This window comes from Bathymodiolus japonicus methanotrophic gill symbiont, assembly GCF_019721995.1.
Taxonomy (GTDB): Bacteria; Pseudomonadota; Gammaproteobacteria; order Methylococcales; family Methylomonadaceae; genus Methyloprofundus.
In genome coordinates this window covers 1-24,564 of record NZ_BLYC01000030.1, presented here as the reverse complement: position 1 = coordinate 24,564, position 24,564 = coordinate 1, and the positions used below count along the sequence as shown (strand labels likewise).

Annotated in this window: 24 protein-coding genes and 5 pseudogenes; 9 read left to right on the top strand and 20 right to left on the bottom strand. The window is 36.5% G+C overall.

From position 1 onward, the window contains the following. Window positions 1–41: 41 nt before the first annotated feature. The 3 genes from K6984_RS23160 to K6984_RS23150 form a co-directional block, all read right to left on the bottom strand. Window positions 42–2,222: an ATP-binding protein gene (locus K6984_RS23160; RefSeq protein ID WP_221897607.1), complete on the bottom strand. Its 2,181-nt coding sequence runs from the start codon at window positions 2,220–2,222 to the stop codon at window positions 42–44. A 123-nt stretch (window positions 2,223–2,345) separates the two neighbouring features. Then, window positions 2,346–3,512, bottom strand: a complete 1,167-nt coding sequence (locus K6984_RS23155; RefSeq protein WP_087870166.1) for an IS3 family transposase — start codon at window positions 3,510–3,512, stop codon at window positions 2,346–2,348. Between the two features lie 280 nt (window positions 3,513–3,792). Further along, window positions 3,793–4,959 carry an IS3 family transposase gene (locus tag K6984_RS23150; RefSeq protein ID WP_087870166.1) on the bottom strand — a complete coding sequence of 389 codons (1,167 nt, stop codon included), beginning with the start codon at window positions 4,957–4,959 and terminating at the stop codon, window positions 3,793–3,795. 69 nt (window positions 4,960–5,028) lie between these two features. On the opposite strand from K6984_RS23150, the gene K6984_RS23145 reads away from it, so the two are divergent. Next, complete coding sequence (locus tag K6984_RS23145; protein WP_230988259.1) at window positions 5,029–5,688, top strand: IS6 family transposase; 660 nt, start codon at window positions 5,029–5,031, stop codon at window positions 5,686–5,688. A 120-nt stretch (window positions 5,689–5,808) separates the two neighbouring features. Here the strand turns inward: K6984_RS23145 and K6984_RS23140 are convergent, their stop codons facing one another. From K6984_RS23140 to K6984_RS23110, 7 genes are all read right to left on the bottom strand, one after another. Further along, entirely contained in the window at window positions 5,809–6,423 is a 615-nt protein-coding gene (locus K6984_RS23140; RefSeq protein ID WP_087870724.1) for a hypothetical protein, read from the bottom strand. Window positions 6,424–6,440: 17 nt separating this feature from the next. Continuing rightward, entirely contained in the window at window positions 6,441–7,082 is a 642-nt protein-coding gene (locus tag K6984_RS23135; protein ID WP_087870723.1) for a hypothetical protein, read from the bottom strand. Beyond that, entirely contained in the window at window positions 7,072–8,598 is a 1,527-nt protein-coding gene (locus K6984_RS23130; protein WP_221897606.1) for a CsgG/HfaB family protein, read from the bottom strand. Before K6984_RS23130 ends, K6984_RS23135 begins: the two co-directional genes overlap by 11 nt. A gap of 74 nt (window positions 8,599–8,672) precedes the next feature. Beyond that, complete coding sequence (locus K6984_RS23125) at window positions 8,673–9,365, bottom strand: hypothetical protein (RefSeq protein WP_087870721.1); 693 nt, start codon at window positions 9,363–9,365, stop codon at window positions 8,673–8,675. 25 nt (window positions 9,366–9,390) lie between these two features. Next, entirely contained in the window at window positions 9,391–10,473 is a 1,083-nt protein-coding gene (locus K6984_RS23120) for a hypothetical protein (RefSeq protein WP_221897605.1), read from the bottom strand. A 26-nt stretch (window positions 10,474–10,499) separates the two neighbouring features. Continuing rightward, window positions 10,500–11,693, bottom strand: a complete 1,194-nt coding sequence (locus K6984_RS23115) for a hypothetical protein (RefSeq protein ID WP_087870719.1) — start codon at window positions 11,691–11,693, stop codon at window positions 10,500–10,502. After that, on the bottom strand, window positions 11,690–12,196 hold the full coding sequence (locus K6984_RS23110) for a hypothetical protein (RefSeq protein ID WP_221897604.1): 507 nt from the start codon (window positions 12,194–12,196) through the stop codon (window positions 11,690–11,692). Before K6984_RS23110 ends, K6984_RS23115 begins: the two co-directional genes overlap by 4 nt. A 26-nt stretch (window positions 12,197–12,222) precedes the next feature. Between K6984_RS23110 and K6984_RS34635 the strand changes: the two genes are divergently transcribed. Next, window positions 12,223–12,351 (top strand): hypothetical protein, encoded by a 129-nt coding sequence (locus tag K6984_RS34635; protein ID WP_263458845.1) that lies wholly within the window; start codon window positions 12,223–12,225, stop codon window positions 12,349–12,351. A gap of 64 nt (window positions 12,352–12,415) precedes the next feature. On the opposite strand, the pseudogene K6984_RS23105 reads toward K6984_RS34635, so the two are convergent. The 5 genes and pseudogenes from K6984_RS23105 to K6984_RS23090 form a co-directional block, all read right to left on the bottom strand. After that, window positions 12,416–12,689 (bottom strand): annotated as a pseudogene (locus K6984_RS23105) (CopG family ribbon-helix-helix protein). A 345-nt stretch (window positions 12,690–13,034) separates the two neighbouring features. Then, window positions 13,035–13,124: pseudogene (locus K6984_RS36540) on the bottom strand (IS6 family transposase); the annotation flags it as partial. Then, the gene (locus K6984_RS23100; RefSeq protein ID WP_221897603.1) at window positions 13,103–13,594 is read right to left on the bottom strand and encodes a DDE-type integrase/transposase/recombinase; all 492 of its coding nucleotides are present in this window, start codon (window positions 13,592–13,594) and stop codon (window positions 13,103–13,105) included. The gene K6984_RS23100 and the pseudogene K6984_RS36540, both read right to left, overlap by 22 nt. Continuing rightward, entirely contained in the window at window positions 13,566–14,153 is a 588-nt protein-coding gene (locus tag K6984_RS23095; protein WP_221897207.1) for a transposase, read from the bottom strand. The genes K6984_RS23100 and K6984_RS23095 overlap by 29 nt, the downstream gene beginning before the upstream one ends. A 200-nt stretch (window positions 14,154–14,353) precedes the next feature. Beyond that, a complete protein-coding gene (locus K6984_RS23090; protein WP_221897602.1) occupies window positions 14,354–15,040 on the bottom strand; it encodes an IS6 family transposase in 687 nt (228 codons plus the stop codon). An 830-nt stretch (window positions 15,041–15,870) separates the two neighbouring features. On the opposite strand from K6984_RS23090, the pseudogene K6984_RS23085 reads away from it, so the two are divergent. Both K6984_RS23085 and K6984_RS23080 read left to right on the top strand, forming a co-directional pair. Continuing rightward, a pseudogene (locus K6984_RS23085) lies at window positions 15,871–16,212 on the top strand (IS66 family transposase); the annotation flags it as partial. A gap of 45 nt (window positions 16,213–16,257) precedes the next feature. Continuing rightward, window positions 16,258–16,370 (top strand): annotated as a pseudogene (locus K6984_RS23080) (IS6 family transposase); the annotation flags it as partial. 282 nt (window positions 16,371–16,652) lie between these two features. Here K6984_RS23080 and K6984_RS23075 read toward each other — a convergent pair. Together K6984_RS23075 and K6984_RS23070 are read right to left on the bottom strand one after the other, a co-directional pair. Further along, window positions 16,653–17,408 (bottom strand): DUF4209 domain-containing protein, encoded by a 756-nt coding sequence (locus K6984_RS23075; protein WP_221897600.1) that lies wholly within the window; start codon window positions 17,406–17,408, stop codon window positions 16,653–16,655. A 105-nt stretch (window positions 17,409–17,513) separates the two neighbouring features. After that, window positions 17,514–17,858, bottom strand: a complete 345-nt coding sequence (locus tag K6984_RS23070) for a transposase (protein WP_221897599.1) — start codon at window positions 17,856–17,858, stop codon at window positions 17,514–17,516. 100 nt (window positions 17,859–17,958) lie between these two features. Here K6984_RS23070 and K6984_RS23065 point away from each other — a divergent pair, with 100 nt between their 5' ends. The 5 genes from K6984_RS23065 (at window position 17,959) to K6984_RS23045 (ending at window position 22,162) form a co-directional block, all read left to right on the top strand. After that, window positions 17,959–18,489 (top strand): IS4 family transposase, encoded by a 531-nt coding sequence (locus K6984_RS23065; protein ID WP_221897598.1) that lies wholly within the window; start codon window positions 17,959–17,961, stop codon window positions 18,487–18,489. A gap of 589 nt (window positions 18,490–19,078) precedes the next feature. Continuing rightward, window positions 19,079–19,420 (top strand): IS66 family insertion sequence element accessory protein TnpA, encoded by a 342-nt coding sequence (tnpA, locus tag K6984_RS23060; RefSeq protein WP_221893783.1) that lies wholly within the window; start codon window positions 19,079–19,081, stop codon window positions 19,418–19,420. A 29-nt stretch (window positions 19,421–19,449) separates the two neighbouring features. Continuing rightward, entirely contained in the window at window positions 19,450–19,704 is a 255-nt protein-coding gene (gene tnpB, locus K6984_RS23055) for an IS66 family insertion sequence element accessory protein TnpB (RefSeq protein WP_221897597.1), read from the top strand. Between the two features lie 157 nt (window positions 19,705–19,861). After that, on the top strand, window positions 19,862–20,965 hold the full coding sequence (gene tnpC / locus K6984_RS23050) for an IS66 family transposase (RefSeq protein ID WP_221897596.1): 1,104 nt from the start codon (window positions 19,862–19,864) through the stop codon (window positions 20,963–20,965). A 30-nt stretch (window positions 20,966–20,995) separates the two neighbouring features. Beyond that, a complete protein-coding gene (locus tag K6984_RS23045) occupies window positions 20,996–22,162 on the top strand; it encodes an IS3 family transposase (RefSeq protein WP_087870166.1) in 1,167 nt (388 codons plus the stop codon). A gap of 49 nt (window positions 22,163–22,211) precedes the next feature. Here K6984_RS23045 and K6984_RS23040 read toward each other — a convergent pair whose 3' ends face one another. From K6984_RS23040 to K6984_RS23030, 3 genes and pseudogenes are all read right to left on the bottom strand, one after another. Further along, window positions 22,212–22,370, bottom strand: coding sequence for a hypothetical protein (locus K6984_RS23040; RefSeq protein WP_221897595.1), 159 nt, complete (start codon window positions 22,368–22,370; stop codon window positions 22,212–22,214). A gap of 189 nt (window positions 22,371–22,559) precedes the next feature. Continuing rightward, window positions 22,560–24,266 (bottom strand): AlwI family type II restriction endonuclease, encoded by a 1,707-nt coding sequence (locus tag K6984_RS23035; protein ID WP_221897594.1) that lies wholly within the window; start codon window positions 24,264–24,266, stop codon window positions 22,560–22,562. A 1-nt stretch (window position 24,267) separates the two neighbouring features. Further along, window positions 24,268–24,564: pseudogene (locus tag K6984_RS23030) on the bottom strand (Dam family site-specific DNA-(adenine-N6)-methyltransferase); the annotation flags it as partial.

The window sequence follows — 24,564 nt, the reverse complement described above, 5'->3', positions numbered from 1 at the left end:
TTTAAAAAACAAAGAGCTTCTGACGTGGGTTTTAATTTAAATTAAGTCACCTCTAAACTATCTATTTTTTTATGCAACCTAGAGAGGTGTTCTCCTGACATATCTAATAATGGCTCAAACATAAAAGAATTAATGTGGATATTCTCTGGTGTCATTAAGTTTACTTGTTCAATAAGCTTAATGTTGTCTGATTCAGTATCTATTGATTCAAAATAAACCTTATATTCTTTGATTAATTTATCTGTTTGATTCGAGTTGATATTTGCGACCAAATCTGGATTGTTTATTTTTGAAATAAGAAATTCTTCTGCTTTCAGCCTTATTGAAATAGACAGAACAATCTTTTTTTCTAAATCATTAAAAGAACCATTTTGAGTTATTTTAGTCGCCTCATTAAAAATCAGGTTTTTAACATTGTCTTCACTTTGGGTAAGATTTCCAAAATCTTGCCCTTTAAGAATTTTACCGAATATATCAATCAATGATTTAACTGTAATATTATCGGTATCCCTCTTAATGTGTAATAAAGATGTTAATTGCTTAAATTCTTCATCAAATCCGCAATATTCAGCCAAATTTCTCACAAAAGGTATCATGGCAATGAGTATTTCTTCGTTATTTTCTTTATGTATCTGTGCCTTCCATTTTTGGAAAGGATCTTTATACATTGATTCTTTTATCAAGCTAATACTTTCAGCGTTCTTTGAAATATGAAAGTTTGCTCCATTTAAGTCAAAGCGTTTCCAGATTGTTCGGTAGAAGTCGTAATTATGAGTTAGTATAATTTGTTTGAAGTCTCCTTCATGCAAAATATCATGTAGGTATTCTACGATGGCATATTTATTTTTATAATCAAAAGAATCGGCTATATCATCTACAATGAAAAGTGTTGGTATATTACCTTGTTTCCTGGCTTCGACTTCAAAAATAATATTAAGGATATAAAGCGCACGCTTTTCACCATTACTGAGAATATCAATAAGGTCTTTGCGATCAACTGAAACAGGCTCTCCCCCTTCATCTGAAAACTGAAACTCAATATTTGGTGTGTCACGTTTGAGGATTACATCTTGTTTGTTAGCTATACTTACTTTGAATGGAACTGAAAAACGACTATTGAATATATTTATAACTTCTTGCCATTTTGTCACTTGAGTAGATGCTGTATCGGTAATCTCTTCTATTCTTTTCTTGCCATTATCATATTCAGCCATAAGTAGGTTGAATGACTCTATGTGTTTTATAATATATGCTTTCCAAAGTTTTTCTTTAAATAATTCTGGATTAGTAAGCTCTGGAATTATACTCATATTATTAAGTAAAAACTCTCGAAAAGAGCGTAAATCTTGATTTGCTTTTAATTTAGTATCAATTTCTGTGAATGATTTTTTAAGTTTTGGGTCATCCATTATGGATCTCATTTCATCAGCGATTACTTCTTTAAGCTGGTCTTCTGAGGTGATTTCTTTCTTTTCTGTGTCTGCATTAAGATATATTGTATGGTCTGCTTTAAAAAATCCGTGTGTTTTTAATTGTCTTGCGATTTCTCCAGCTTGATAGTGATTAAATATCCCTTTACGAAAAAATGCAGAATTATCTAAAAGCGAATCATAATTTTTTGTGTATTCACTTAATTTATCTTTTAAATCTTTCGTAGATAAAAACTTTTCAACTTTTTCATTAAATATGTTTATATATGATATGTTAGCTAATAGACTTTCTTCTTCATTTACTTCTGTTCGTACTCGTTCAAGTGCTCTTAAAAAATTATCTTTTTCTTTTGAAAATACAATAGAAACGATGTCTTCAAGACCTTTATTTATTCCAGATGAGTCACGTAAAAGTTGGACAAAATCTTTTTCTTTGCTTTCTATAGTTTTTAATATTCTATCATATTCGGATTTTAGTGTTTTATTAACCATCAAAGTAGAGATTCGGCTTGATTCATAATCAGAAACATAAGGCTCAATGACAAATATTTCATCTACATTAATAGCATTACTATTTTCATCGGTGATTTTTTGAACAGGGTTTCTATCTGGATACATTCTGTCCTTACTTTGAATATTATCGCTGTAATCCTTAAAAGTACGAGCAAATGAGGTTTTCATCATGCCATTTGGTGCATAAATTAAATTTGCTTTCTTTTTTGAAAAATCAAATTCAGCATCGAAAGATCGAATGCCATAGCAATTTTTGATATGTACAGTAATTTTTTGCATCGGTAATACTCTATTTAAATATAACTAAAGTTTCGGACTTCAAAGAATCAATAAACAATCTAGTAACTTTATAGCACCCCAAAGAGTCAAGACAGATTTTTCAACAATCCTTATTCCATATTCCTAAGCCGCTTCATTCTGCTGTTCATTAGCTAAAATACTTTCTCTATATACATTCATTGGTTTTTTATAGTCCAGGGTTTCATGAAACCGTTGATGATTATAAAACTCAATATAGTCATCAACATCTTCTATTAACGCTCTAATTGAACCATATTCATTTAAATAAATACGCTCACATTTTGCACTTCGCCAAAACCGTTCAATACAAATATTATCCGTTGCTCGTCCTTTTCCATCCATAGAAATAGTAATGCCTTTGTTTTTTAGTCGTTGGGTATGAATTTCACTGGTGTATTGACTGCCTTGATCCGTATTAAAAATTTCAGGTGTTCCGTAGAGAGAAAGCGCTTCATCTAATACATCCATAACTAAAAAAGAATCCATTGTGTTTGATATTTTATGGGCGAGCACTGCTTTTGAGTGCCAATCAATAATCGCCGCTAAATAAACCATCCCTTCTTTGGTTTTAATATAGGTTATATCTGTACTCCAAACTTGGTTAGCGTGTGATATATCAAGATCTCTAAGCTTATAAGTATATTTTTTATGTTCTTTTATGGGGATCGTTGTATTGACTTGTTTTACCGCTAATACGGCTTTCAAGCCCATCTGCTGCCGATAACTCGCCACCGTGTTTAAACTGACTTTAAAACCACCTTCAAGCAACTGCTGGTGTACTTTAGCCGCACCATAAATAGGGATGTCTTTAAAAATGTGATTAATCTGAGTTTTGATCTCTTCTTTCTTTTTATTCTCTCTTTTTTTGTAATAGAGATTGCTTCTATTTAATCCTAATAATGCACACTGCTGTGTTAGAGGTAGAGTGTTAAGCTTGGGCTCAATCAACTGTTTTCTATCAGATGAGTCCAAGCTTTTTAGCTTTTTTTCGAGCCACTCCTTTTCAACCGTCATTTTTCCTACGATTTTTGTGAGCATCTCATTTTGTTCTTGAGCTGCTAATAGATCCTCTTTGTAATCTTTAACGGCTTTGGAGGGCTCCATTGCTATTTCTGCATTGTCTAAGAATATTTTTTTCCAGTTTTGTAGGTTCTTAGGTGTGATGTTATTTGCACTGGCAATTTCTTGCAGTGTTTTTTCATTCTTTAAAACTTCTAATACCAACTTGCTTTTAAATTCAGCACTGTAGACCGTTCTTTTTCTGCTCATTTTAATACTCCAATTTTTTACAAATAGTAACTAATTTGGAATAAGATTGCTTTGATTTCTTGTCTGGATTTGCTGGGGGATTATAATCATCATGATCATTTCAATAAAAGTATCACTGCTCGCTAAAGCACTATTTCAAAAAGATGTCATTCAGCTGTTCTTTTAGTCAGGATCGTTTGAGCGACCTAAGATTTAAGACACGAGTTTGAAGATCATGCTATCAATCTATAGCACCCCAAAGAGTCAAGACAGATTTTTCAACAATCCTTATTCCATATTCCTAAGCCGCTTCATTCTGCTGTTCATTAGCTAAAATACTTTCTCTATATACATTCATTGGTTTTTTATAGTCCAGGGTTTCATGAAACCGTTGATGATTATAAAACTCAATATAGTCATCAACATCTTCTATTAACGCTCTAATTGAACCATATTCATTTAAATAAATACGCTCACATTTTGCACTTCGCCAAAACCGTTCAATACAAATATTATCCGTTGCTCGTCCTTTTCCATCCATAGAAATAGTAATGCCTTTGTTTTTTAGTCGTTGGGTATGAATTTCACTGGTGTATTGACTGCCTTGATCCGTATTAAAAATTTCAGGTGTTCCGTAGAGAGAAAGCGCTTCATCTAATACATCCATAACTAAAAAAGAATCCATTGTGTTTGATATTTTATGGGCGAGCACTGCTTTTGAGTGCCAATCAATAATCGCCGCTAAATAAACCATCCCTTCTTTGGTTTTAATATAGGTTATATCTGTACTCCAAACTTGGTTAGCGTGTGATATATCAAGATCTCTAAGCTTATAAGTATATTTTTTATGTTCTTTTATGGGGATCGTTGTATTGACTTGTTTTACCGCTAATACGGCTTTCAAGCCCATCTGCTGCCGATAACTCGCCACCGTGTTTAAACTGACTTTAAAACCACCTTCAAGCAACTGCTGGTGTACTTTAGCCGCACCATAAATAGGGATGTCTTTAAAAATGTGATTAATCTGAGTTTTGATCTCTTCTTTCTTTTTATTCTCTCTTTTTTTGTAATAGAGATTGCTTCTATTTAATCCTAATAATGCACACTGCTGTGTTAGAGGTAGAGTGTTAAGCTTGGGCTCAATCAACTGTTTTCTATCAGATGAGTCCAAGCTTTTTAGCTTTTTTTCGAGCCACTCCTTTTCAACCGTCATTTTTCCTACGATTTTTGTGAGCATCTCATTTTGTTCTTGAGCTGCTAATAGATCCTCTTTGTAATCTTTAACGGCTTTGGAGGGCTCCATTGCTATTTCTGCATTGTCTAAGAATATTTTTTTCCAGTTTTGTAGGTTCTTAGGTGTGATGTTATTTGCACTGGCAATTTCTTGCAGTGTTTTTTCATTCTTTAAAACTTCTAATACCAACTTGCTTTTAAATTCAGCACTGTAGACCGTTCTTTTTCTGCTCATTTTAATACTCCAATTTTTTACAAATAGTAACTAATTTGGAATAAGATTGCTTTGATTTCTTGTCTGGATTTGCTGGGGGATTATATTCTTTATGCTGTTTTCTTTTATGTCAGGTATGGCGTTTCGTATCGCGACCTTGAAGAAATTATGGAAGAAAGAGGTGTTGAAGTGGATCATGCTACGCTCAATCGTTGGGTTATCCGTTATTCTCCTGCCATTGCTGTAAAAGCTAAATCTCAGAAACGAGAAACCAATAAATCGTGGGGCATGGATGAAACGTATATCAAATTGAAGGGGCAGTGGACCTATTTATACCGAGCTGTTGATAGTCACGGGGATACGCTTGATTTCATGCTTTCTGAGCACCGTGATGAAGAGGCTGCAACCGCATTTTTCAAACAAACGATTAACAATAATGGCTTTCCTGATAAGGTCGTTATGGATAAAAGTGGCGCTAACTATGCAGGATTATCCAATATTAACCTCTTGTTAATCCTCGCTGGGTTTGCCAATATTTTCGACATATTACAGGTTAAATATTTGAATAACATCATCGAACAGGATCACCGCTTTATCAAAAAAATAACAAAACCGATGATGGGATTTAAAGCGTTTCACTCCGCTCAAGCAACCATTGATGGAATTGAAGCGGCACATATGATCCGAAAGGGACAATTGTCTGAGGAAAATATTCCTGCTTATAAGCAGTTTATGGCTTTAGCAGGATAGTTATGCCTGAAGACCAGGAAGTCTGAGCTTTTGATAATTATTGCGACAGAACCTATTGAACACCTGGTAGAACTTATCGTAGCCTCTGCCATGCAAAATGATGAAGAACACTGGCAAGCATTACAAAAGGCTAATCATTCCCTTTTTGTTTTTTGCAAAGTATTTTTCGAGTTGAATCAAGCACATTTGAAGGTCATTAAAACCATCTTTTGTAAAGCCGAGGTAAACCTCTCTTTTTTTAAGATTAATTCCGCTAAAACAACCTATTGCTTCTACATCATCTGAATTTCTCCCCGTTCTAAAATCCAGCCTATTGCCCAGCTTATCTAGAAGCTCTTCTTTATCTCTATCATTTTTCAGATCATAGAGGATGACTGTAGAATTATTATTTGTGTATCTTTTCTTCAAGTTTCTAAAATTAGGGAATGCTGATTGGCATTTCACATTCATCTCATCATGAATATCATATTCATGACATACAACACTCACACCACGTGCATCAAAATTAAAAAGGCTAAATGATTGATCATCATTAAGATAACTGCTTATTTGATAACTAGGCCTTGCTAGGCTGTTTTTACAAAAATAATAAGTCTTAAATGATCCTAGGGTTTCAACATCCCGAATTAAACAACCGGCAACGGCCGATGAACAACTACCGATAATTAGCAATCCAATAGTAACCTTTAATCTTACTTGATTATTCCAATATAAAAACGAAGCGCGACTAAACATTAATTAACCCTAGCACATTAGAAATCATCGGCATATTTAGTTTTAGAACGATAACCTTCAGATTTTTTTATCTTTGTGCCGCTAGCTGAGCTAGAAGAAGCCCCTTCAGACCTTTGACCAGATTCACCTCTAGCAACACTATTATCTATTGTGGCGCGAGTATCTGCGGCCGCTTCTGACAATGAATCTTTCCAGCCCATACGAACCATAATAGTTTTCCCATCTGGGTCCATGCACTCGTCCAGCTTAATAATGCCAGATAATACTGATTCTGTTTCTGCCCCAATAAAGTCTGCATATTTAGTAATTTCTTCAGCATATCCTTCAGTTGATCCATCCCCCGATGTTTTCTCTACACTTTCCATTAGCTCTTCATTCAGCGTACCTGCTTTAACTTTTGTCTTAATCCATTCTGAAAAGTCGCGTTTACCTTTCATTTCAGCTTGCCGTCTTGCTTTATTTATAAGGCTACGCTTAGGTACAATAAATGATTGTTCTGCAAAGATAGAAAATGATCGAATCTTTCCATCTTCTGACATATTGGGGACCACACCTGATGTCGTCCCATTATCTGCCAAGTAATCATCACAAGAGCCAGCCATTACAGCAGTGGATGCTACAAGCAGTCCAAATAAAAGTACATTTTGTTTACCAATCATTATTGGATTTACTCCTTAGTTTTTCAAATTTTTGATTTATTTCTTTTTCAGTGCGTGAAACAGTGTGGCCTCTATTGTGAGAATATTTTTGTTTGGGGACTTTACCTGATAGCTTGTTGATCAGCAAGACGGACTTATTTGCAATCATATTAATGTGCGCCTGTATACCTGCCTTACCAGTAAGCTTATGACGATTAAAAACTACATTCCGCGATAAAACGACTCGTGATGTTGCTGGATCAATAACTTTAATGGCAATAGTTGCATTAAACTCATTACTTATAATTGTCATATCACCGACTTTTCGATGTCGTTTTTCAGGTGAGTAATGCATTACACTCGTAATAACTATGCGGTCGGCACCAGCCATATTACCAATTCGAGCTATTTCTGAAATATCACCATTTTTGGCAATAAACTCCATTTCACTCTTAATTTCTGGGAGACTTTCACGATCCAATATATTGAAGTAGTTAGATGATGAAAGTTGGCTTTCTATTGAGTCTTGCAAGCTCTCAGTAAATAATTTCGTATCAACATTTGTATTTTTTGCTTTATACGTTGGCAGCAATATCACAAGCGTTTTTTTACTCGTATCAATACCTTTGTCATATTTGGCAAGGTTTACACTTACAGTTACCAACACTCCTGTATCAATTGCCTTACTTGAGACGATATTGTATGAATGAATCATGCCCTTGGTTTTTGTTCTAATAGCCTCTGTCATGACTGTTGTTTCAAGAGCAGAACCATCATTACCACCTTTAGAGGTAGTTTTCTCTTCAGAAACCAGACTATCCATATTCATTGTTGATGTTGAAAACTGTTGTCCAAAAACTTGAGATATTGCCTGCTTAAGGGCTGTATTTAACGCTTGGGCAGAATTCGTCCCAGTACCTTCAACTGTTACTGAAATAATTTTTACTCCAGCTCCATCAGCCGTCGGTGTAACAGTACTATTGGTTTTTAGATTAGAGTCGTTCTGATCTTGGGCTGAAGATGGTGATTTAATCGTTTGAGCAGCTCTTGCTGCCATCTCTGAAAGGCTTGGCTTCCACCCCATGCGAACATAAACAGCCTTATCAACTTTGTCGACACATTCATCAAGCTTAATTATGCCTGAAAGAACCGAGCTAGTATTACTGGATATTTGATCTGCATATTTAGTAATTTCTTCAGCATTTCCTTCAGTTGATCCATCACTCGATGTTTTTTCTAGATTTTCCATCAATTCCTCATTGAATGTACCCGCTTTGATTTTTGTTTTAATCCATTCTGAAAAATTACGTTTTGCCTTTAATTCTGCCTGGCGCCTGGCTTTATTTATAAGACTGCTTTTAGGGGCAATAAATGATTGTATGCCATACATAGATAAAGATCTTAATTGGCCATTTTCTATACGAGGGACAATTCCTGAAATAGCATTAGCTTCAGCTAGATAATCATCACAAACATTTGCATACACATCGACTGAGAGAAGGAAGCCAAAGCTAAAAGCAATTATTATTCGTGTCATACTGAAGGCTCTTATTGTAAATGATTGGTAATCATGCCGGTCTGTAACCCGACCGGCTATTTTCGTAATTTATATTAAAAATCCGATGCGCCGGGCATATCGCTAATGTTATCTGGCATAGCAATATCCGCAGCCATCATCATATTGACAACAGCAGGAACTTTCATAAAGAAGTCTTTTGCGCCGGTTGCCGCAACTGGAGCTAGCTTAATTACGCCTACAAAGTTCGCCATTTGTGTCATTGGGGCATCTGCAGCTTTTGAGGCAACATCACTAACACCCTTTACACCTTCAAGGTATTTAACACCACCAATAACATACTGAAACATAGACTCAGTTAGCTTAGCTTTCTGCTCTTCACTCAAAGATGCAAGCTGCTCTTTATCCCCGCTAATCTTTTCCATGATCGAACCAGAAGCTTCTGCAGTTTCACCCAAGTTAAAACTTCCAGATACTGAACCGTCTTTTGTTATTGCTTCAACTTGTGCCTTTAAAGCTGCTGCATCTTCTTTATAACCAAGAGCTTCAGCCATTGTGATACTACTAAGGGCCAACAGACGCGTTCCAGTATAAACCTTCTTTTCAGCGCTATCACCCGTTGATGCCAGATCTCCCCAGTTGACATTAGAAGCGGCACTCCCCGTACTTACGCCAGGCACCTTGATGTCAGGTAAACCGAATGCATTAGCATTTGAGATTGGCAGAGCCAGGGCAAATGTCATTGCGATAGCACCTGAGGTTAGTTGTTTTTCAAAAACCTTCTTCATTTTAAATTTCCTCATAATTATTAAATTAACGAACACCTTTTTTTTGTAGTTGATCAACCACGATGGTTACAGCGGCTAGAGCGGACTTATTAAGAGCTTCGTTGGTTGCGTAATCTTCAGTTTCCCCAAGCCCATAAACTTGCTTTGCACTTACTTTTGCAATAGCTCTAGATTTACCGTTTTGGAACATATAGACTTGGTAATTAACACTCGCAGCCACCTTGAACAACCCTGTAGCAGCATCTGTAATTGGCAGGTCTAGATCAACTCTGCCCATGCCTAAATAACTCCACTCAGCATCTCTTACAGCATTTTTAATCGCCGATTTAGTGCGACCTTTAAGCACACCTTTATCTGTAGCCTGATCATAAATTTCATCCATGTAGGGGGCACCGTAATCAGAAAGATCATTGTATTCCATTGGTTCAAAGCCAGCATTGATTAGTGATTCTTCAATCGCGCCAGAGAGTGTTTCCTGATAACTTTCATCAATTTCCCATGTGCTAGCAGTGCGCTTTCGAGTAGTAGATCCACCTGATGCACGACGAGAAAAAGTTTTAGATCCTACCGAGTCGACTGTCTTATTGCCATTAGATGCAGCCTGTTCGGATACGCTATTAAGCCCTTCAGATTCTTTAACATCAACCCGCTTTTTATCATATCCCTTTGAAGATATTTTCACTCTAGCAATTAGAACACTGCCAAAATCAGAAGCCATACCCAACCCTTGATTTCCGCTAGCACTCAAATCATTAAATAAGGCAGTTACACTCCCATCATCGAAACTTACACGTAAAGAAACTTTATAGTTTTTTGCTTCTTTATCATTTTTCTCTTGAACAACTATCTCTTCCATTATCAGATCTTCAAGGTTTCTTAAAATCTCTTCTTTATTGGAACGATAAGTTGATTTTCTCGCTACCGAAAAACCGCCTACATATTTTTTCCAAGCTGAAATACGCGCTTTTGCCAAGCCTTTCTCTCGAGTATCGCTGTTATAAGATTTGTAAGGCAAACTTGCTCTTGCTGTAATCTCTTTTGCATATAATGATGTGGAAAACGTGACTATCAGCATTAATAATAATGCTTGTTTAGTTAGTTGATTCATAAGTAGCACCATTTATCTGAATTAGTTTAAAAGTTCTTCATGAACATGGAAAATGCTTCTTTTGTTTGGTTTTGATTCTTCGACGACTTTTTGTAAAAATCATCACTATCGTCAGGCATATTTAGTGCTTTAGCTATATTTGACAAAAGAGCCAACAATGTTTTTTCGTATTGTGTTTGGTCATTAATTTGCGTTCCTTTACGATAAAATCGACAAGGCATACTTTTTAAAGGTAAATCTAAGATACTATCTCCAAAACTATCTTCAACTGAAAAATTTAGACGAGCTGCATGACAAACAGTATTGCCACTACCATTAGCTTTTTCCTTCTGCAATTTGCCCAATTTCGCTAAATTCAATTTTATTGCAACATCTGGTTCAGGTAGCTCTATTACTCTATTTCCAGAACTAAGACGAGTTTTGAGTTTTCCGCCAACAATATGCCCTACACTAGATGGTAGCATTTGAATGCCAGTTTCAGTCATTAATACACCTTCGAACACCTGAGCTAGCTGCATAGTAAAATAATTCATAGCATCTTTACTATAGCCAATCACATCATTAACTTTAGTACTGCTACTGACTTCAACAATTTGCGCTCTACGAACCTTGTCACTAGGTAATGAATATTTCTTAGCGCGACTAAGTGCATCTGAAGCAAAATTTATTTTCAACTCATTGCTTACAAGCATCGCTTTTACAATGCCGTACATTTCTTTGTCGGAAATCTTGCCGTTCGATGCCGTGTCGTAACGAATATATGTTGGAACCGCGCCAACCAACTTGTTGCTATCTAAATCCATAAATAAAAGGCTTCCAAAGATAGCTATCGAGTTAAGTGTATTTTTATTCGTATAATGAGAGTTTACTGTTTCATCAACAATCAGGCGTTCATAAGTGATGGCTAAAGCAACGCCAATAGCATTAGTTCCCGGCTCTGCTTGTGTAAATTTAACCTTTCCACCTGCAATTTTTTGGCCCTTGAACACAGTACGACTAAATACTTCAAAGCATGACGTGTTATCACATGAATGATCATCAAACACTCTTGAAGAGTAAGGATACAGTGTATCCCTTTTTGCATAATCCCCCATAAAGCCGACACCAGCCCAATGAAAGTCTTGAGCACTTACTGATACTGAAAAAGCTAATAAAGATAAAAAGCTAATAATATAAAAGGATAAGCCTCTAGGATGAGTGCTGTTGATAAAATAACTCATCGACAATTAACTCCCATTTTGCAGCAACCAGCACAACTAGTTATCTCTTCGCTTGCCTGCAAGCCTCTTTCAGAACACCAACGCTCTGCTAGACCAACAGCTGTTTTTCTATGTTTATCAAGGTAACGGATCACAATATGGACATTACTGCTGGCTACTACTTCAGGTTCAGTCAATGCACAAACCCCAAAGCTTGCAGTCTGATCATTAATTATCACCTCATTACGTGGAGAAGAAGTACAACCAAATAAACTTAATACTGCAATAGCAAGTACCACATAAATAAACTTCATTCGCTGAAAATCAGGGAAACGGAGCCAAAGCGAAGTGATGATTTTTAGTCCGTGGTAGGCGACAGGGCAATTCGCCAATCCGAAGTGCGCTAGCAGCGCGCGAGGGAGGCAAAGAATTGCATTCCGAATAGCCGTCAAGCCATGTGTGGGAGCCTTAACGGAGCAGGGTTTTGCGCGTAGTTGTAGAGGGCCGCAGGGCGACCAAGGCATCTCCCATTCGCTGCGTAGGCGAATGAATGTTGGTGACAGGAGTCCCAGAATGTTGTGAGGTAGCATGGCGCGCCTGTGGTCTACCTATTTCTGTCTCTGTTTCAAAAACTATAAATTTATGCTCAATTGCAAAACCTGCTCGTTTCATTGCATGAAGGTTTTTTCAGAAAGGAATTGTCGGCAACGTTCTAGTTCCTGGGCTGCCTCTTTCGGTAATGATTACTCATGACATGGAGGAATCTCTTTTTCATCATCTGTGCTCCACTCTTTCAACCAACTGCTGACTTCTTTACCCGTTAAATGTCGTCCCGTTTCTTGATAAGACTTCCATGAATCTAAAGCTTCCTGTTTGAAATTTTCTCTTGCTTCTTCACGGTCAACATAATCTTTTATTGCTTCACGCATAATCCAGTGTGCTGAACGGTGACGTAAGTTTGCAAGATGTTGAATGCGATTTTTTTAAATTGTCATCAAGTTTGACTGATGTAGCCATGGAAAATATCCTTTATTATGAGGTAGTACCTTTTAGTACTGAAGTTTCCCAATTATTGAGTAGCTGAAATACACAATGCTGGTGTATCGAGGTTTATTTTAGGTGGTTTTGCCATGTTTATAGCAAACCCCTACTTAATTCCCCTTAGGCAATAGCATTTGAAACGAATGAAAAGACTATTTTTTTCATATAGTTGTAGCATAGTTTCAATTTTACCATAAATAATTATTGGGAAACTTCAGTTTTAGTAGTATAGCATGGAATTATTTTCTTACATCAGAATAAACTAATTGGTTCTGTCGCAATAATCATCAAAAGCGCAGACCTCCTGGTCTTCAGGCATAACTATCCTGCTAAAGCCATAAACTGCTTATAAGCAGGAATATTTTCCTCAGACAACTGTCCCTTTCGGATCATATGTGCCGTTTCAATTCCATCATTGAACCATATTCATTTAAATAAATACGCTCACATTTTGCACTTCGCCAAAACCGTTCAATACAAATATTATCCGTTGCTCGTCCTTTTCCATCCATAGAAATAGTGATGCCTTTGTTTTTTAGTCGTTGGGTATGAATTTCACTGGTGTATTGACTACCTTGATCCGTATTAAAAATTTCAGGTGTTCCGTAGAGAGAAAGCGCCTCATCTAATACATCCATAACTAAAAAAGAATCCATTGTGTTTGATATTTTATGGGCGAGCACTGCTTCTGAGTGCCAATCAATAATCGCCGCTAAATAAACCATCCCTTCTTTGGTTTTAATATAGGTTATATCTGTGCTCCAAACTTGGTTAGCGTGTGATATATCAAGATCTCTAAGCTTATAAGTATATTTTTTATGTTCTTTTATGGGGATCGTTGTATTGACTTGTTTAACCGCTAATACGGCTTTCAAGCCCATCTGCTACCGGATAACTCGCCACCGTGTTTAAACTGACTTTAAAACCATCCTCAAGCAACTGCTGGTGTACTTTAGCCGCACCATAAATAGGGATGTCTTTAAAAATGTGATTAATCTGAGTTTTGATCTCTTCTTTCTTTTTATTCTCTCTTTTTTTGTAATAGAGATTGCTTCTATTTAATCCTAATAATGCACACTGCTGTGTTAGAGGTAGAGTGTTAAGCTTGGGCTCAATCAACTGTTTTCTATCAGATGAGTCCAAGCTTTTTAGCTTTTTTTCGAGCCACTCCTTTTCAACCGTCATTTTTCCTACGATTTTTGTGAGCATCTCATTTTGTTCTTGAGCTGCTAATAGATCCTCTTTGTAATCTTTAACGGCTTTGGAGGGCTCCATTGCTATTTCTGCATTGTCTAAGAATATTTTTTTCCAGTTTTGTAGGTTCTTAGGTGTGATGTTATTTGCACTGGCAATTTCTTGCAGTGTTTTTTCATTCTTTAAAACTTCTAATACCAACTTGCTTTTAAATTCAGCACTGTAGACCGTTCTTTTTCTGCTCATTTTAATACTCCAATTTTTTACAAATAGTAACTAATTTGGAATAAGATTGCTTTGATTTCTTGTCTGGATTTGCTGGGGGATTATAAATACGAAATCCTGAAAAGGTCAGTCTTAATCCCTTCATAAACAGGGCTACTTTCTAACCTGGGGTTCTGTGGCAAGAACTTATCGTGACGGCAAAACTTGGTTATAACTGACCTTTATGCAGCTAATGAATAAAACTGTCCTGCAGGAGACAAACCATCCCCTCCGAACATTTGTCCTTTTTTGATCATTTTCATTATCTCAATACCTGCTAATGTTTTTTGGGCGCTATGGAAGTTTTTAAAACCCAACATAGGGCGAGTTATTCGTTTAATGTTCCTATGATCTTGTTCGATAATATTATTCAAATATTTACATTGACGGATTACAATGGGTTCCACTTTAGGGGTATCTGAGTCTTCCTTATTGATGCTATTAAGCGCTGCTTTATTGGAACCACTCTTATCAATATTGACTAATTCAGGGCGGCCATTTCTCTTAATGGCTTTCTTAAAAAAGCGCTTGGCTGCTTTCATATCACGCTTTGCGGTGAGTAAGAAGTCAATGGTATTGCCTTCTTTATCAACGGCACGATAAAAATATTTCCACTCTCCTTTGACTTTAATATAGGTTTCATCCATCCGCCACCGTCCATTAACAGGACGCTTCTTTTTATGAAATTCTTTCTCTAATTCAGGTGCATAATTTATCAACCACCGATTAAGGGTGCTGTGGTCAACATGATAGCCTCGTTCTTCAGCTATTTCCTCAAGATTGCGATAACTGAGTGGATAAGCCAAGTACCATCTGACATTTAGGAGAATGATTTCTTTTTCAAAATGACGCCATTTAAAACTAAGCATATGAACCTTATTTTATTCGAATTGAGACTCATGATAGCAGGTAACGCGGAGAAGTGAACTTTATGCGACAGAACCTGTTCAAGTACTAGCTTCATCATAGGAAGCTAAACTACATTTTTGATATAAGCAATGATGGGTAAGTTTCTTTTAAAGAGTAGACGCCTCAACTACGCAAAAAAAACCAAAACAACCTAAGTGATAATTCGTTTATATCTCATTGTATATATATTTATTGATTTCTTAAGAAAAAAAACCAAAAAAAAATCAAAACCATAAACCCTAAAACATTATTAAAAACAACCCCTTAAAGGGATTGTATTTAACTATAAATGCATTATATATAAACATAAAAACCAAGAAAAATAAAAACAACGTAAATGACAAAGGGTTTATATCTCATTGTATATATATATTTATTGATTTCTTAAAAGAAAAAACCAAGAAAAAGCAAAACAAATTAATAAGGAGAAGGCTTTAGAAGAAAGCTTAATCTATACCCTTTATAGCTGTATAAAATACATTTATAGTTAAAGACGCCCCCCCCCCTTAAGGGGGGGGGGCGTCTTTAACAGGTTTTTAAGGGTTTAGGGTTTTTGTTTTTAAGAAATCAATAAATATATATATACAATGAGATATAAACCCTTTGTCATTTACGTTGTTTTGCTTTTTCTTGGTTTTTGTTTTTATGTTTATATATAATGCATTTATAGTTGAGAATATTCCACTTAAGATATTGTTTTTAATAAAGTTTTAGAGGTTTTGGGTTTTGATTTTTTTTGGTTTTTTTTCTTAATAAATCAATGAATATAAATTACTTATCATTTGCGTTGTTAGGTAAAGCCATTCGTTACACTATTAACCAGTGGGGTAGCTTGATCCGCTATATTGATGACGGTAATATACAAATTGATAATAATGCAGCTGAACGGCATATCAAACCGTTTGTGATTGGACGTAAAAACTGGCTGTTTAACCAGACACCACGCGGTGCAAATGCCAGCGCACTACTTTACAGTCTTGTGCAAACAGCCGTTGCTAATAACCTGGAACCTTTTGATTACCTGAAATACCTATTAACTGAACTACCCAAGCTGGGTAGGCATTATGAACCAGAAGCACTGGATCAGTTTTTGCCCTGGAACTTGATTGAAAAAATTAAGCCTCTAAAGTAATTGGGGCAGCTTGTTTAGGTGGAGAGAATTGACGCTTACGATCATATGCTCAGCTTCAAAGGCACTCACTTTCCAAAAAAGATGTCATTCTTTATGCTGTTTTCTTTTATGTCAGGTATGGCGTTTCGTATCGCGACCTTGAAGAAATTATGGAAGATAGTTAATAACTGAAGTTTCCCAATTATTGAGTAGCTGAAATACACCATGCTGGTGTATCGAGGTTTATTTTAGGTGGTTTTGCCATGTTTATAGCAAACCCCTACTTAATTCCCCTTAGGCAATAGCATTTGAAACGAATGAAAGACTATTTTTTTCATATAGTTGTAGCATAGTTTCAATTTTACCATAAATAATTATTGGGAAACTTCAGGTTAATAAAACCCATGTTAAAAAATCAAACTAAAAATCATCACTTCGCTTAGGCTACGTTTCCCTGATTTTCAGCGTTGGATGCTTGAGGAACTGCTATCATCTAGTAAACCATGAGCTACATCATTGCGTAAATTACTCCCCAAAGGGTCGGTAAAAATCGATTTTATTTCAAATACCAAATCTTCACCAAACACTTCTTTACACTCAGGTAAGTCCATCAAACTACTTAGACATATTTCATGCTCAATGTGGTTGTTAGTTATAGGACGTGTATGAGCTCCAACTCGTTTTAATTCAACACGAATCATGTTTTCAAATTGGGGGCAAAGTAAATGAATAGCATTACCAAAATCACGATTAAAACCCAACCACAAAGCGTAAGCGGTTAAATTTTCTCTGCCTTTAGGAACTAATACCGAGCACTCACATAGAGAGATTAAAATAGGCAGGGTAACTGAATACTCATCATGAAGCTTATATAAAGCGGGTAAAATATGTCCTTCTGCAGCAAAAAATGTATTTATCCGAAAGTTTGTTTGAATTTGATGATTGAGAGCAGCATCCTCGCCATCAGAACTTATGCCAGGTACATTTGCAACACAACGACCATCTTGAGCTATTATTGTCGAGGTAATATCATTGATAATAGATGGATTTTCTATTAACTTTTGCGCAATTTCTTTGATATCTTTAAAACTAAGGGGGATATATACAGTAGAAAAATACAAGAGAGCTATTCTTAATGACTCTTTCCCCGATACGTGCTCTTTGGATTTTTTTATACTATCCGAAATATCAACCGGTGGTGATTCTAGCTCCACCATCTGAGCTCATCTCCTTACACACAAGTCTGATATAAGAGTGTAAAATCTCATTATTTAGTAACGATGACTGAGACTTGGGCAGAAATGGAATTTTGTAATTTAGATTTAGGTGAACTTGGGCTCAATCAACTGTTTTCTATCAGATGAGTCCAAGCTTTTTAGCTTTTTTTCGAGCCACTCCTTTTCAACCGTCATTTTTCCTACGATTTTTGTGAGCATCTCATTTTGTTCTTGAGCTGCTAATAGATCCTCTTTGTAATCTTTAACGGCTTTGGAGGGCTCCATTGCTATTTCTGCATTGTCTAAGAATATTTTTTTCCAGTTTTGTAGGTTCTTAGGTGTGATGTTATTTGCACTGGCAATTTCTTGCAGTGTTTTTTCATTCTTTAAAACTTCTAATACCAACTTGCTTTTAAATTCAGCACTGTAGACCGTTCTTTTTCTGCTCATTTTAATACTCCAATTTTTTACAAATAGTAACTAATTTGGAATAAGATTGCTTTGATTTCTTGTCTGGATTTGCTGGGGGATTATAGGTATTGAAGTAACTTTGGTTCAGGCAAAAGAAATCAACCCGCCTAAAGGGAAGTCACCGCTCATATGGCGCTTATTAAGCAATCGAAGGGTAGAAAGTGAAGATCAAGCCTGTGAGTTGATTGACTGGTATCGCTGTCGCTGGGAAATAGAAATGTTTTTTGATATTTTGAAAGTGGGCTGCAAGGTTGAAAAGCTTCAATTATCCAGTAAAGAGCGCATTGAAAAAGCCTTAGTCATGGCCATGGTTATTGCTTGGCGGGTGATGTATCTTATGCGCTTAGGTCGCATCTGTCCTGACTTGCCTGCTGAATTAATCTTTGATCCTTTAGAATGGAAATCATCTTATGGTTTATTGGACAAAAAGATACCCAAAAAAGTGCCTACACTGAATGCCGTGTTAAGAAATTTAGCGACATTGGGTGGTTTTTTAGGGCGTAAATCAGATGGTGACCCTGGTGCGAAAAGTATTTGGATCGGTTTTCAGAGGATTCAGGACTGCGTATATGGTATTCAAATGGCCAGAAAGCTAAAAGGCGTATTTTAGGACTTGTGTGTAAGGAGGTGCATTAAAGCGGCGATAGCGGCAAAAAACATTTTCTCGTGAAAAGCAATGTTTGCTTTGATGCTTTCTGATTCTGACATATTCAATGTTTCCTATATTATTTAAGGGGAAATTTGTTACTTTTTATTTTCTTGAATGCGAAGAGCTACAAGCCAAACATTTATAATAAACACCAAATCTACCATTTTTTTATGAAAGCATACCGCTACATACATGACAAACTTCTAGCTCTTCACCTTTATCCCATTTCCACAAACGAAAGGTAAAGACGATAAATAAAAGAACACCTAAAACCAGAATAATTAAACTAATCCAGCTTGATCCTGTTTATATATTTTCTGCTAAAACAAATAGATTTCGTGAAGCTGTCATGCGCTCATAAAATATTTGCCCTATAGTTTGAATAATCAGAGAACTAGCCATGCATATTATTGCTGGTGCATATAAACGGATAAGCATTTTGTTTTGTGGACTTATACCCAGTATATCTGTAAGCGTCAATTAAAGTACACATTCTAAACCAATATAAAAAATGGCAGACTAATACCTCCAATTAACTCAGGAGTAATTTATGAGTCCATCTCAAAATAAAGCGGCTATGCAAAATCATATACCGCAATGGCAAGCCAGTCGTTTAACTCAGGTCGGGTATTGCAAAGCCCATGATATCAAGCCGCATATCTTCAGTTATTACAAAAAGCAATTCAGTTCGCTCGCTCCACCAGTGTTACAAGCCAAGCAATTGGTTCCGGTAACACTGGTTGCAGAGGACATGTTGAACGGATCAGGCGTACCTGCTGATTCATCAGTTATCAAAGTGACTCATTCTAATGGCTTCAGTCTGGAAATTTGTGCCAGTACAGAACTTGCATCATTAAAGCCGCTACTGAAACTGGTTAGGTCTATCTCATGATAAACGGGCTTGTTGTTAATCAAGTGTTTTTGGCGACCGGCGTTACTGATATGCGTAAATCTATCAATGGTCTGTCACTGATTGTTTCGGAACAGTTTGGCCATGATCCCTTTGCCGGAAGTATTTTTGTCTTTTGTAACCGCTCTCGCGATAAACTGAAAATACTCTATTGGGAGTGTAATGGGTTCTGGCTTTATTATCGGCGCCTGGATAAGGGGAAGTTTCAGTGGCCAACCGAGTTAAACGAACATCCGTTATCATTAACCTTACGTGAATTACACTGATTACTGGAGGGTTTATCCTATCGGCAAGCGCAAGCTCATACCGCTATTTCTGGCTTAATAAATAATTGATTTGTTGCCGTTATTTTACGTGGAAAATATCTAATAAAACAGCCAGTTAAATGCTTATTTAACCCTGTTTGGTGGTATAATAAACACCATGAAATCACTTCCTGAAACACTGCCAGACGAGACGAATGTACTGCACAAAATGGTGCTGGACTATCAGTCGACAGTGGATCAATTACAGGAAAAACTGACATGGTATGAGGAGCAGTTTCGTCTGTTGCAACATAAGCGTTTTGGCACCTCCAGTGAGAAATGTCCGGGTCAAATGGAGTTGTTTAATGAAGCGGAGTCCATTCTTGATAGCTTAAAGCAGGATGATTCCGACCCTGAAGAAACCCTAAGCTATCAGCGTAAAAAGCCAGGCCGCAAGCCATTATCCAGAGATATCCCGCGCGAAGTTATCCGTTATGAATTACCTGAAGCAGAGCGTTTTTGTGCCTGCGGTCATGCATTGCATGAGGCTGGCGAAGACAAGTCAGAGCAGCTAGAAATCATTCCTGCCCAGATCAAAGTCATTGAACATATACAGATCAAGTATGGCTGCCGCACCTGTGAAAATGGCATTATCAGTGCACCAAAACCCGCACAGCCCATTCCTCGTAGTTTTGCCTCGGCAAGTTTATTAGCTTACATTATTGTCGCCAAGTTCATGGATAGCCTGCCACTTTACCGGCAGGAAACCATTTTCAAGCGCTTAAGTGTTGACCTTTCTCGTGCCACGCTATCTAACTGGGTATTAAAGTCCGCTGAATTGCTCCTGCCCTTTTATGATCGACTGCATGCTCTGCTGATTCTACAGAAGATCCTCCAGGCCGATGAAACAACCTTAAATGTGATTCGGGATGGTCGAGAGACGAAATCGAAATCCTATATGTGGCTCTATCAGAGTGGTGGGCATGAATCCGAGCACCCGATCGTTTTGTATGATTATCAGCCAACGCGGGCAGGAGCGCATGCTGAAAGCTTCTTGCGGGCCTTTTCAGGTCACTTGCAGGTAGATGGCTATGCAGGCTATCATGCACTGGCATCAGATGATTGTATCCTCGTGGGGTGTATGGCACATGCGCGGCGTAAATTCGATGAAGCGCTAAAAGCCCTCCCTAAAGAGAGTCGCAAGAATAAAATGGGGCTGGCTCAAACTATAATCCCCCAGCAAATCCAGACAAGAAATCAAAGCAATCTTATTCCAAATTAGTTACTATTTGTAAAAAATTGGAGTATTAAAATGAGCAGAAAAAGAACGGTCTACAGTGCTGAATTTAAAAGCAAGTTGGTATTAGAAGTTTTAAAGAATGAAAAAACACTGCAAGAAATTGCCAGTGCAAATAACATCACACCTAAGAACCTACAAAACTGGAAAAAAATATTCTTAGACAATGCAGAAATAGCAATGGAGCCCTCCAAAGCCGTTAAAGATTACAAAGAGGATCTATTAGCAGCTCAAGAACAAAATGAGATGCTCACAAAAATCGTAGGAAAAATGACGGTTGAAAAGGAGTGGCTCGAAAAAAAGCTAAAAAGCTTGGACTCATCTGATAGAAAACAGTTGATTGAGCCCAAGCTTAACACTCTACCTCTAACACAGCAGTGTGCATTATTAGGATTAAATAGAAGCAATCTCTATTACAAAAAAAGAGAGAATAAAAAGAAAGAAGAGATCAAAACTCAGATTAATCACATTTTTAAAGACATCCCTATTTATGGTGCGGCTAAAGTACACCAGCAGTTGCTTGAAGGTGGTTTTAAAGTCAGTTTAAACACGGTGGCGAGTTATCGGCAGCAGATGGGCTTGAAAGCCGTATTAGCGGTAAAACAAGTCAATACAACGATCCCCATAAAAGAACATAAAAAATATACTTATAAGCTTAGAGATCTTGATATATCACACGCTAACCAAGTTTGGAGTACAGATATAACCTATATTAAAACCAAAGAAGGGATGGTTTATTTAGCGGCGATTATTGATTGGCACTCAAAAGCAGTGCTCGCCCATAAAATATCAAACACAATGGATTCTTTTTTAGTTATGGATGTATTAGATGAAGCGCTTTCTCTCTACGGAACACCTGAAATTTTTAATACGGATCAAGGCAGTCAATACACCAGTGAAATTCATACCCAACGACTAAAAAACAAAGGCATTACTATTTCTATGGATGGAAAAGGACGAGCAACGGATAATATTTGTATTGAACGGTTTTGGCGAAGTGCAAAATGTGAGCGTATTTATTTAAATGAATATGGTTCAATTAGAGCGTTAATAGAAGATGTTGATGACTATATTGAGTTTTATAATCATCAACGGTTTCATGAAACCCTGGACTATAAAAAACCAATGAATGTATATAGAGAAAGTATTTTAGCTAATGAACAGCAGAATGAAGCGGCTTAGGAATATGGAATAAGGATTGTTGAAAAATCTGTCTTGACTCTTTGGGGTGCTATATTCCGTAAGGAATATTTTCGGCCTTAGCTAATTCAGGTACGCTCATATTTAAGGGGGGAAGCATTTTGTTAATGATGGCATCTTTTCTTTCTTTTGGGTATTGAGTTGTCATGGTTTTATTTTTCTTCCCCTTGTTTGAGTTATTATTTTTCAAATAAGGCGAAAACTATCCTGACACGGGGGGATACAGCCCCTTGATGTTTCCAGTGGGCAAGAAATGAACCAAGGGCAAGGCGAGGGGCGCAAGCTAAAGCTTGATTAAACCAAGCAATTCATGCTGTCAATAAGCATAATATTATGTCTGTTATTCATTTTTGCAAGAGCCTCACCCTTTTAATTAATGTTAAGAATGTATATTCTTAGCCACATTCTTTGAAAGCTCTGATATTTTAATTTTCCATTCTGGAGCGTCTTTATTGCTATACATTCGACAGTTACGTAATAATTCTTGAAGCTTTGGAAGCATTACCGATACATCATCGGATGAAGCTATCATTATGTCTCTAAAATCAGCTAAGGCTATAGGAACAATATGAATATCAATCTTTTGGTCATTTTTGAGATACCATTCACCAAGGCGAAAAGTATTTGCTGTGTTAGTATCAATACTAACGGCTAAAAATAGTCCAAACACCTGTTTACCAGATGAGGAAAAACATTCGACATACTTTGCTACATGACGACGTACAGGCTCACCTTCTGCTGCTTCCTGACGAGATGAGGTGGTTAATGTTACTTCAACGACTAATATCATATTATCGAATTCAAAAATTATATCAGACCCATTTCCTGGTGCGGTACCAACAGGTAAAAAATCTTGATCTATTTTAAAGCGTCTTGCTTCCCAAGGTTGGTTTACCAATGAATTAATAGCAAGGAAAGCACGCCAAATTGTCCATTCAAAATAAGCAGGGGCTTCTGATTTTGGAATTCCAATAGTATTGCCATTAGCTAATTCTTTTGATGATTTCCTTGTAATAAGCAAATCCATATATCCTATTATTTCTTCTATATAGTTCGATTGCTGTGTTGCATAATCTAATTCATTAAGTTCTGATAGTTGAGCTTCTATTTCATGTCTAATAATAGCTATATCGGCTGGCGTATCTGTATTTTTTTCATCTAAAGAGTAAGGATTTCCTCGGCTATTTAGCTGAGAGACTAAATCATTCAGGACTGCCATTGCTCCAACTGGTTCATCTGTAGGCAGAGTAGCACCTGAACATAATGATTGTATATATGATAAATCATTACTTGGTATGCTAGTGTCGTTGACTAATTCTTCAATAAATATTCGTTTTTCTGGAACAAGAGCTATTCCTTTTCCTTTGCTTTGTACTAAGCCTGTTGCTTTTAGGTAACGTAAATTTGTATCGGCATAATCTTTAAATGTTCCAGATTGTAAATTATATGTATTAGCGGCAGCATCTAGTGCTTCTTGATCAAATATTCGTTTTCTACTTGCTGTTTCTCTATCTGCTCTAAAACCTAAAATACGATCTGTAACTGTTGTCACACCATCATTTTTAGAAGTAATCTGTACTATTAATCCCATTTCTAAGAAATTAAGTTTACTTTCCCCAGTTCTTATTTCTAGCTCGATCATTATGGCTAAGGTATGCCGAAGTGGAGAAAACACCTCGCAATTATGCCTATTTTCTAAAACTGAAGGGATATAATAAGCAGCTAGTGAACGTAAAAAACATTCTTGCCAACCCGTTACAATTTCAGAGTTAATTAAACGCTTTCCATTTTCTGTAATTGTATCGGCTAATCCTAGTTCATCTTGAAACTTAGATTGTTGTCCTGTTAGCTTAGGATATAAGAATCCTAGTTTTGAAAGTACTGATCTCCATTTTCTTCCAACACTATAGGTTACATCACCTTTTGAGGAAACAATGCCATTATTTGCCAATAATTTACACAATTCCTTTTCTTTTTCTTCCCCTCTTAAATTCCCTTGTAGGGATGATGAACTTAACGCAATCAGCCCATCTCGTAAACGATACGGACTCCTTACTGTAGTATTTCCTAAGTACCAAATTATCAAATCAATATCCTATAAATAAGTATTCTTTAACTTCATTTTTGTTGTTATTAACCTGTGTCCTTGATTTCCTACTGAATAGCGATAATCAATTGAAATAACTTCTACATGTTGTTTATATTTTGCCATAAGAGCAACCATTTCATTTAAGGTAGGTAAGGAGTTAGATGAATAAGATACAATCAAAATACTATCTTTTAATTTTTTAAATAAATTATCAAAAGCATTAAATGCACCTACTCTAGTAGAGAACGGAGTTGGATAGCTCTTGAATTTTTTTGTTTTTGTATGCCATTGCATT

What these genes read in the sequence shown, in the direction of transcription:
- K6984_RS23125 (WP_087870721.1), bottom strand. Translation starts at nt 9,365, where the DNA reads ATGAAGAAGGTTTTTGAAAAACAACTAACCTCAGGTGCTATCGCAATG.
- K6984_RS23140 (WP_087870724.1), bottom strand. Translation starts at nt 6,423, where the DNA reads ATGTTTAGTCGCGCTTCGTTTTTATATTGGAATAATCAAGTAAGATTA.
- K6984_RS23120 (WP_221897605.1), bottom strand. Translation starts at nt 10,473, where the DNA reads ATGAATCAACTAACTAAACAAGCATTATTATTAATGCTGATAGTCACG.
- K6984_RS23045 (WP_087870166.1), top strand. Translation starts at nt 20,996, where the DNA reads ATGAGCAGAAAAAGAACGGTCTACAGTGCTGAATTTAAAAGCAAGTTG.
- K6984_RS23110 (WP_221897604.1), bottom strand. Translation starts at nt 12,196, where the DNA reads ATGCCTTGGTCGCCCTGCGGCCCTCTACAACTACGCGCAAAACCCTGC.
- K6984_RS23150 (WP_087870166.1), bottom strand. Translation starts at nt 4,959, where the DNA reads ATGAGCAGAAAAAGAACGGTCTACAGTGCTGAATTTAAAAGCAAGTTG.
- K6984_RS34635 (WP_263458845.1), top strand. Translation starts at nt 12,223, where the DNA reads ATGTTGGTGACAGGAGTCCCAGAATGTTGTGAGGTAGCATGGCGCGCC.
- K6984_RS23070 (WP_221897599.1), bottom strand. Translation starts at nt 17,858, where the DNA reads ATGAGCAGAAAAAGAACGGTCTACAGTGCTGAATTTAAAAGCAAGTTG.
- K6984_RS23155 (WP_087870166.1), bottom strand. Translation starts at nt 3,512, where the DNA reads ATGAGCAGAAAAAGAACGGTCTACAGTGCTGAATTTAAAAGCAAGTTG.
- tnpC (WP_221897596.1), top strand. Translation starts at nt 19,862, where the DNA reads ATGAAATCACTTCCTGAAACACTGCCAGACGAGACGAATGTACTGCAC.
- tnpA (WP_221893783.1), top strand. Translation starts at nt 19,079, where the DNA reads ATGAGTCCATCTCAAAATAAAGCGGCTATGCAAAATCATATACCGCAA.
- K6984_RS23135 (WP_087870723.1), bottom strand. Translation starts at nt 7,082, where the DNA reads ATGATTGGTAAACAAAATGTACTTTTATTTGGACTGCTTGTAGCATCC.
- K6984_RS23115 (WP_087870719.1), bottom strand. Translation starts at nt 11,693, where the DNA reads ATGAGTTATTTTATCAACAGCACTCATCCTAGAGGCTTATCCTTTTAT.
- K6984_RS23090 (WP_221897602.1), bottom strand. Translation starts at nt 15,040, where the DNA reads ATGCTTAGTTTTAAATGGCGTCATTTTGAAAAAGAAATCATTCTCCTA.
- K6984_RS23130 (WP_221897606.1), bottom strand. Translation starts at nt 8,598, where the DNA reads ATGACACGAATAATAATTGCTTTTAGCTTTGGCTTCCTTCTCTCAGTC.
- K6984_RS23075 (WP_221897600.1), bottom strand. Translation starts at nt 17,408, where the DNA reads ATGGTGGAGCTAGAATCACCACCGGTTGATATTTCGGATAGTATAAAA.
- K6984_RS23100 (WP_221897603.1), bottom strand. Translation starts at nt 13,594, where the DNA reads ATGGGCTTGAAAGCCGTATTAGCGGTTAAACAAGTCAATACAACGATC.
- K6984_RS23160 (WP_221897607.1), bottom strand. Translation starts at nt 2,222, where the DNA reads ATGCAAAAAATTACTGTACATATCAAAAATTGCTATGGCATTCGATCT.
- K6984_RS23095 (WP_221897207.1), bottom strand. Translation starts at nt 14,153, where the DNA reads ATGAGCAGAAAAAGAACGGTCTACAGTGCTGAATTTAAAAGCAAGTTG.